This window comes from Microbacterium sp. K35 (assembly GCF_004794375.1).
Taxonomy (GTDB): Bacteria; Actinomycetota; Actinomycetes; order Actinomycetales; family Microbacteriaceae; genus Microbacterium; species Microbacterium sufflavum.
Genome location: NZ_SSDM01000422.1, coordinates 1 through 6,568, shown reverse-complemented (window position 1 = coordinate 6,568; position 6,568 = coordinate 1). Strand labels below are relative to the sequence as shown.

The 6,568-nt window shown below is 71.8% G+C and carries 8 protein-coding genes; 4 read left to right on the top strand and 4 right to left on the bottom strand.

Features of this window, described 5'->3' with window-relative positions; genetic code table 11:
- A partial coding sequence (locus tag DW299_RS18460; protein WP_168443179.1) for an amidohydrolase family protein occupies positions 1-391 on the top strand: 391 nt, incomplete at its 5' end.
- 50 nt (positions 392-441) lie between these two features.
- The gene (locus DW299_RS18455) at positions 442-1,887 is read left to right on the top strand and encodes a Na+/H+ antiporter NhaC family protein (protein ID WP_136030787.1); all 1,446 of its coding nucleotides are present in this window, start codon (positions 442-444) and stop codon (positions 1,885-1,887) included.
- A gap of 1 nt (position 1,888) precedes the next feature.
- On the opposite strand, the gene DW299_RS18450 is transcribed toward DW299_RS18455, so the two are convergent.
- Both DW299_RS18450 and DW299_RS18445 read right to left on the bottom strand, forming a co-directional pair.
- Positions 1,889-2,191, bottom strand: coding sequence for a hypothetical protein (locus DW299_RS18450; protein ID WP_136030785.1), 303 nt, complete (start codon positions 2,189-2,191; stop codon positions 1,889-1,891).
- A gap of 20 nt (positions 2,192-2,211) precedes the next feature.
- Positions 2,212-3,492 (bottom strand): Nramp family divalent metal transporter, encoded by a 1,281-nt coding sequence (locus tag DW299_RS18445; protein ID WP_240745456.1) that lies wholly within the window; start codon positions 3,490-3,492, stop codon positions 2,212-2,214.
- Between the two features lie 114 nt (positions 3,493-3,606).
- Here DW299_RS18445 and DW299_RS18440 point away from each other — a divergent pair, with 114 nt between their 5' ends.
- Positions 3,607-4,299, top strand: coding sequence for a TrmH family RNA methyltransferase (locus DW299_RS18440; protein WP_136037439.1), 693 nt, complete (start codon positions 3,607-3,609; stop codon positions 4,297-4,299).
- Between the two features lie 43 nt (positions 4,300-4,342).
- Here DW299_RS18440 and DW299_RS18435 read toward each other — a convergent pair whose 3' ends face one another.
- Together DW299_RS18435 and DW299_RS18430 are read right to left on the bottom strand one after the other, a co-directional pair.
- Positions 4,343-4,576 carry a hypothetical protein gene (locus DW299_RS18435; protein ID WP_136037438.1) on the bottom strand — a complete coding sequence of 78 codons (234 nt, stop codon included), beginning with the start codon at positions 4,574-4,576 and terminating at the stop codon, positions 4,343-4,345.
- 118 nt (positions 4,577-4,694) lie between these two features.
- Positions 4,695-6,017 (bottom strand): MATE family efflux transporter, encoded by a 1,323-nt coding sequence (locus DW299_RS18430; RefSeq protein ID WP_136037437.1) that lies wholly within the window; start codon positions 6,015-6,017, stop codon positions 4,695-4,697.
- 88 nt (positions 6,018-6,105) lie between these two features.
- On the opposite strand from DW299_RS18430, the gene DW299_RS18425 reads away from it, so the two are divergent.
- On the top strand, positions 6,106-6,568 hold a 463-nt coding region (locus tag DW299_RS18425), incomplete at its 3' end, for a DnaJ family domain-containing protein (protein WP_446724809.1).

Sequence of the window (6,568 nt, the reverse complement as noted above, 5' to 3'; positions counted from 1 at the left end):
CGACGCTCTTCCGATCTGCCAGGCCCGGGCCGCCCGGGCCTGGCGCGTGCGCGACTACTGGGACGCGGGTGCCCCGGTCGCCCTCGGGTCGGACTGGCCCATCGCGCAGAACGACGCCCGGATCGGCCTCGCGTGGGCCATGCTGCGCCGCCGCCCCGGCGACCGCGACGCCCCGGTGTTCGAGCCCCACCAGGTGCTCACCCCCTACCAGGCGCTGCACGGCTACACCGTGGGCGCTGCGCGGGCGCAGGGCGACGGCGACCTCGGTCGCATCGCCCCCGGCTACCGCGCCGACTACGCCGTGTGGGCGGAGAACCCGCTGCACGTCGCACCCGACGACCTCCCCGACCTGCCCGTACAGCGGACGGTCGTCGGCGGCGTCGAGCCCTGACCCCCGGCTCGACCACCCCCTCCCTTTCCTTTCACACCGAGGTGAACCCCATGCCCGAATTCGGCGCCCTCGCGCTCCTGCCCATCGCGGTGATCCTCGTGGTCGCCGTCGCCACCCGCCGCACCCTCTTCGCGCTCCTCTGCGGCACCGTCGCCGGAGCTCTGATCCTCGGCGGCTGGGGCGGCTTCGACGTCTGGGTCGAGTACACCGGCAAGGCCCTGTCGAACGAGACGGCGCAGTGGCTGCTGCTGATCGTCGCCCTGTTCGGCATCCTGATGATGCTGTTCGAGAAGTCGGGCATCGTCACCGACTTCGCCCGCTGGGTCGAGCGGTTCGTGACCTCGCGGCGGAAGTCGACCCTGCTCACGTTCCTGCTCTCGATCGTGCTGTTCGTCGACGACTACCTCAACGTGCTCACCACCGGCACGTCGATGAAGCAGGTGACCGACCGTTACCGGGTTCCGCGCACCCAGCTCGGCGCGATCATGAAGATGACCGCTGCCCCGATCGCCGTGCTCGTCCCCGTGTCGACGTGGGCACTGTTCTTCTCGGGCCTGTTCGAGGCGCAGGGGGTCACCGTCGGCGGCAGCGGCTTCGGGGCCTACCTGCAGTCCATCCCGTTCATCTTCTTCGGCTGGGCGGCCATCGCGGTGGCGCTGCTGATGAGCATCGGCTGGCTGCCGAAGCTCGGCCTGATCAAGAAGGACGCGCTGCGCGCCGAGCGCGACGGCGACGTCTTCCCGCTCGGCACGACAGACGCCGAACGCCGGGCCGAGGGTGCGGCGCTGCTCTCCGAGCTCCGCGCGGACGACGCGGACGGTTCGACCGCGCAGCGCGTCGCCGTGGCGCTCGAGACCACCACGGACACCGCGCGCAAGCCGCAGCCGTGGTCGTTCCTGATCGCGATGGCCGTGCTGGTCGGCGTCACGATCGCGACGGACGCCAATGTGGTCGCCGGTACCGCGGCGGCCCTCGCGGTCACGGTCGTGCTGGTGCTCGTGCAGCGTCGGCTCTCGGTGCGCGGCGTGCTGGACGCGGCGCTCGAGGGCATCGAGAGCATGCTCTTCGTGATGGTGCTCACCGTGCTCGCGTTCATGGTGCAGGAGATGAACATCGCCCTGCAGCTCGCCGAGTTCGTGATCCAGGTGACCGAGCCCGTGCTCACCCCCGCCCTGCTGCCGGCGATCGTGTTCGCCGTGTGCGGCGTCTACGCCTACGCGACCGGGTCGTTCTGGGACCTCGCGGCGGTCATCACCCCGGTCGTGCTGCCGCTGGCGCTCGCTCTCGGTGCCGACCCGATCCTGGCCGGTGCCGCGGTGTTCTCGGGCGCCGCGCTCGGCAGCACCACGTGTCTGTACGGCGACGGCATCATCCTGGCCTCGCGTTCGATCGGCATCAAGCCGATCAACCTCATGCTGGCGATCCTGCCCTACGCGGGGATCGCGGCCGGGCTCTCGCTCGTGCTCTATCTGGTGACGGGGTTCGTCGCGGCCTGAGTCACGGATTCGCGACGGCGACCAGCAGGCCGAAGGCCACCTGCCCCGCGAAGAACACCACGAGGAAGCCGAGGAGGGCGGCGGCGAGCGACAGGCGCCCGTCGAAGCCCTCCACCTCGGCGATCCCGACCTTGCGCGCGCGGAAGGCGAGCACGAGCGTCGCGATGCCGAGGGCGAGCTGCAGCCACGGTCCGAGCGGGCCGACGACCTTCGGGAACGCGATCAGCACGGCCCCGATCACCCCGGTCGCGATTCCGATCCAGGTGAGGATGCGGACGGTGCGGCGGGCGTTCTCGGCGGGCATGGTGTCGAGCCTATCCGGGCTCATGCCCCCGTCAGGACCAGCCAGAGCAGCGCGGCGTTGAGGGCGATGAGCAGCACCGAGGCGACGACCCCGGCGATGGTGGTCCACGCGCGGTTGACCCAGACCCCGAGCGTGCGCCGCTGCGCGGTCAGCGCCACCAGCGGGATGAGCGCGAACGGGATGCCGAACGACAGCACGACCTGGCTCAGCACGAGCGCGAGGGTGGGGTCGACGCCGAGGCCGAGGATCGCGAGGGCAGGGATGAGGGTCACCAGCCGCCGTGCGAACAGCGGGATGCGCACGTGCAGCAGCCCGTGCATGATCTCGGCGCCCGCGTAGGCGCCGACCGAGGTGGACGCCAGGCCGGAGGCGAGCAGCCCCACCGCGAAGAACGTGGCGACGACGGGACCGAGACCGGCGGCCAGGGCGGCGTGCGCGCCCTCCAGGGAGTCGGTGCCCTCGACCCCGGCGAGGTTCGCCGCGGCCAGCAGGAGGATGCCGAGGTTGACCGACCCCGCGATGACCATCGCGATCGACACGTCCCAGCGCGTGGCGGTGAGCAGGCGGCGGATGCGGGAGGCCTCGGTCCGCGTGGCCTCCTCGTGGGGCAGACCCGCGCTCCCGAAGCGGTCGCGGGCGAGCGAGGAGTGCGCATAGATCGCGTGCGGCATGATCGTGGCGCCGAGGATGGAGGCCGCGAGCAGCACCGAGCCGGTGCCCTCGAAGCGGGGGACGAGTCCGCCGATGACACCCGCGGGGTCGGGCGGGGCGAGGAACAGGCCGGCCAGGAAGCCGACCGTGATGACGAGCATCAGTCCGATGATCACGAACTCGAAGGGGCGGGCGCCGCGGCGGCTCTGCACGGTGAGCAGGATCATCGACACGGCCCCGGTGATCAGGCCGCCGAGGAGCAGCGGCACGTCGAACAGCAGGTACAGCGCGACGGCGCCGCCGATCACCTCGGCGAGGTCGGTCGCCATGGCCACCAGTTCGGCCTGGAGCCAGTACGCGCGTCGCGTCCACGGGCGCTTCAGGCGTGCACCGAGCACCTCCGGCAGGCTCTGCCCCGTGACCACGCCGAGCTTGGCGGAGAGGTACTGGATGAGCCAGGCCATGACGTTTCCCGCGATGACCACCCACACCAGGAGGTAGCCGTACTGCGCGCCGGCGGTCATGTTGCTGGCGACGTTGCCCGGGTCGAGATACGCGACACCGGCCACGAGGGCGGGGCCGAGCAGCCACAGGCTGCGCGGGGCGGTGGCGGCGGACGGTGTCACGGGGGCGACGCGATTTTTCGGCACACCGAAACCGTAGCGTATTTTTCGGCTTGCCTAAATATCCGGATCTGGGCCATCTCGGTGACGACGATCGCTCCGCCGAGACAGGCGGCCGCGGGGCGGCGATAGCCTGGCGGGATGGATGCACGCACGCCCGAGAGCCCGGCGACGGACGACTCCGCGGCCCCGGTCCCGGACGGCGCGGGCGGGTCCCTCGCCCAGCCCGGCTACGGCGTCGGCCCGTGGCCGGGAGGACGGGACGCCTGGCCCGAGGGGGAGCAGTACGACCCGGAGCTGCTCGCCAACGGCGACACCCGCAACGTGATCGACCGCTACCGCTACTGGCGGATGGAGCGGATCGTGGCCGACCTGGACACGCGGCGGCACCCGTTCCACGTCGCGATCGAGAACTGGCAGCACGACATGAACATCGGTTCGATCGTGCGCAGCGCCAACGCGTTCCTCGCCGACACCGTGCACATCATCGGGCGCCGCCGCTGGAACAAGCGTGGTGCCATGGTCACCGACCGCTACCAGCACGTCGTGCATCACGAGGACGTGGCGTCGTTCGCCGCCTGGGCTGCGGCGGAGGGGCTGCCCGTGATCGCGGTCGACAACGTCGAGGGCGCCGTCCCCGTCGACCGGGCAGACCTGCCGCGTGCGTGCGTGCTGCTGTTCGGGCAGGAGGGTCCGGGGCTCTCGGACGAGGCGCTCGCCGCGGCCTCCGCGCACGTGGAGATCACGCAGTACGGCTCGACCCGCTCCATCAACGCCAGCGCCGCGGCCGCCGTGATCATGTACGAGTGGTGTCGCCGCTACGCCGGGGACTGAGGCGCGCGCGGCGGCGCGTGTGCCGGGCTCCGTTGGGGGACGGTCAGCGGCCGTCCATGCTCAGCATGTGCCGGTAGATCGCGCTGACGTCGCGGTCGAGGTCGTCGATGCGGCTGTGCAGTCCGCGGACCTCGGTCTTCAGATCGCCGATCTCGGTGCGGACGCTTCCGATCTCGGTCTTCATGATGCGGACGAACATCGTCGAGATCAGCGTCACGGTGGCGTACACCGCCGTGGCGAGGACCCCGATGGTCGTCCAGACTTGCGCATCGTTCATCCCCAGCATCCCTTCAGTGTCTCCCGATGATCACCCGCGGTGCCAGCATCCGGGGCGCTGTATTCCGCCGAGCCGCGGAAGATGCGGACAGGGCCGACGTCGTGCCCCGCGGTGGAGGTCAGGCGGCGGCGGAGAGCCAGCGTCCCGACCGCACCCGCCAGCCGAGCGTGCCGAGCCGCGCGAGCAGGTATACGCCGAAGAAGGCCACCGCGAGCCAGATCAGGCCCGCCGCGCCGTCCACTCGCGTCGCCGCGATGATCCACAGCACGGGCAGGAACGGCACCAGGTTCAGGCCGCCCGCGATCGCGAGGTAGCGCGCATCGTTCGCGCCCATCAGCACACCGTCGAGCACGAACACGACACCGGCGATCGGCTGGGCGACCGCGAGCACCAGCAGCGCCGGCTGCACGAGTGCCGCGACGTGCGGGTCGCCCGTGAACACGATCCCGAGCACGCCCGACAGTGCGGCGATGACAGCGCCGACCGCCACGCCGAACCACGCGCCCCAGGCGACCGTCCGGCCGAGGACGCGCTGCACCTGCTGCTCGTCTCCGGCGCCCAGCTCCTTGCCGATCAGCGCCTGCGCGGCGATGGCCAGGGCGTCGAGGGCGAAGGCGGCCGCGGAGAAGATGGTGAACACGATCTGCCACCCGGCGAGCTCGTCGGTGCCGACCCCGGTCGCGACCGCCACGGTCGCCAGCAGCGCCACGCGGAGGCTGACCGTGCGTAGGAACAGCCATCCGCCCGAGGTGGCGGTGTTGCGCAGGCCGTCGCGCTGCGCCCGGAGCGAGGCGCTGTGGCGGGAGGCGAGCCGCTGCACCACCAGCACGTACGCGGCGACCATGCCCCACTGCGCGGCGACCGTGCCGGCCGCGGATCCGGCGATGCCCCAGCCGAAGCCGTAGATGAAGAGCCAGTTGAGCAGCGCGTTGGCACCGAAGCCGAGGCCGGCGATCCAGAGCGGGGTCATGGTGTCCTGCATGCCGCGCAGCAGCCCGGTCGCCGCGAAGACGATGAGCATCGCCGGCAGCCCCCACATCGAGATCACCAGGTACTCGTCGGCCTGGGCGGCCACGGCCTCGCTCGCGCCGAACAGCGACACGAGCCACGGCGACGACACCGCACCGATCACGGCCAGCACGGCCCCGAGGCCCAGGGCCAGCCACATGCCGTTGATCCCGACCGACACGGCCTCGCCCGGCTGCCCCGCGCCGAAGCGCCGCGCGACCGCCGGGGTGGTCGAGTACGCGAGGAACACCATCAGGCCCACGATGGTCTGCAGCACGGCGCCGGCGATGCCGAGCCCCGCGAGCGGCGTGGTGCCGAGGTGGCCGACGAGCGCGGCGTCGACGATGAGGAACGCCGGCTCGGCGATCAGCGCACCGAGTGCCGGAACCGCCAGTCGCAGGATCTCTCGGTTGAGGGAGGTGCGCGCGGCCATCCTCCGAGCCTATGACCTCGCGCCGACACCCGTGCCGTGCCCCCGGACCGCACGTAGGCTGGAGGAGAGCAGGATGCGGCGGAGGTGCATCATGTCCGATCCCCGAGACGAGGCGGCGCGGTACCTCGCGCGCCGCCGGTCGCACGACGACGGCGTCGACGACGACGCGACCGTCACCTCGACGCCTGGCGCGGCGGCGGCCGTGGATCGGGCGGCGTTCATCGAGAGCGCGATCCAGGTGGCGATCCGCCGCGGCGACTTCGACGACCTCCCCGGTGCCGGCAAGCCCATCGAGGGGCTCGGCACCCACCACGACCCTGACTGGTGGATCCGGCGCAAGATCGAGACCGAGAACCTCACCGGGCTCGGGCCGCCCGCGCTGCTGCTGCGCACGGAGGACCGCGAGCTCGACGGACAGCTCGACCTCCTCGGACGAGAGTCCGACGTGCGGGCGGTGCTCGAGGACTTCAACCGCCGCGTGATCGAGGCCAGGCGGCAGCTGCAGGGCGGCCCGCCCGTGGTCACGGCGCCGCGGGGCGTGGAGGCCGAGG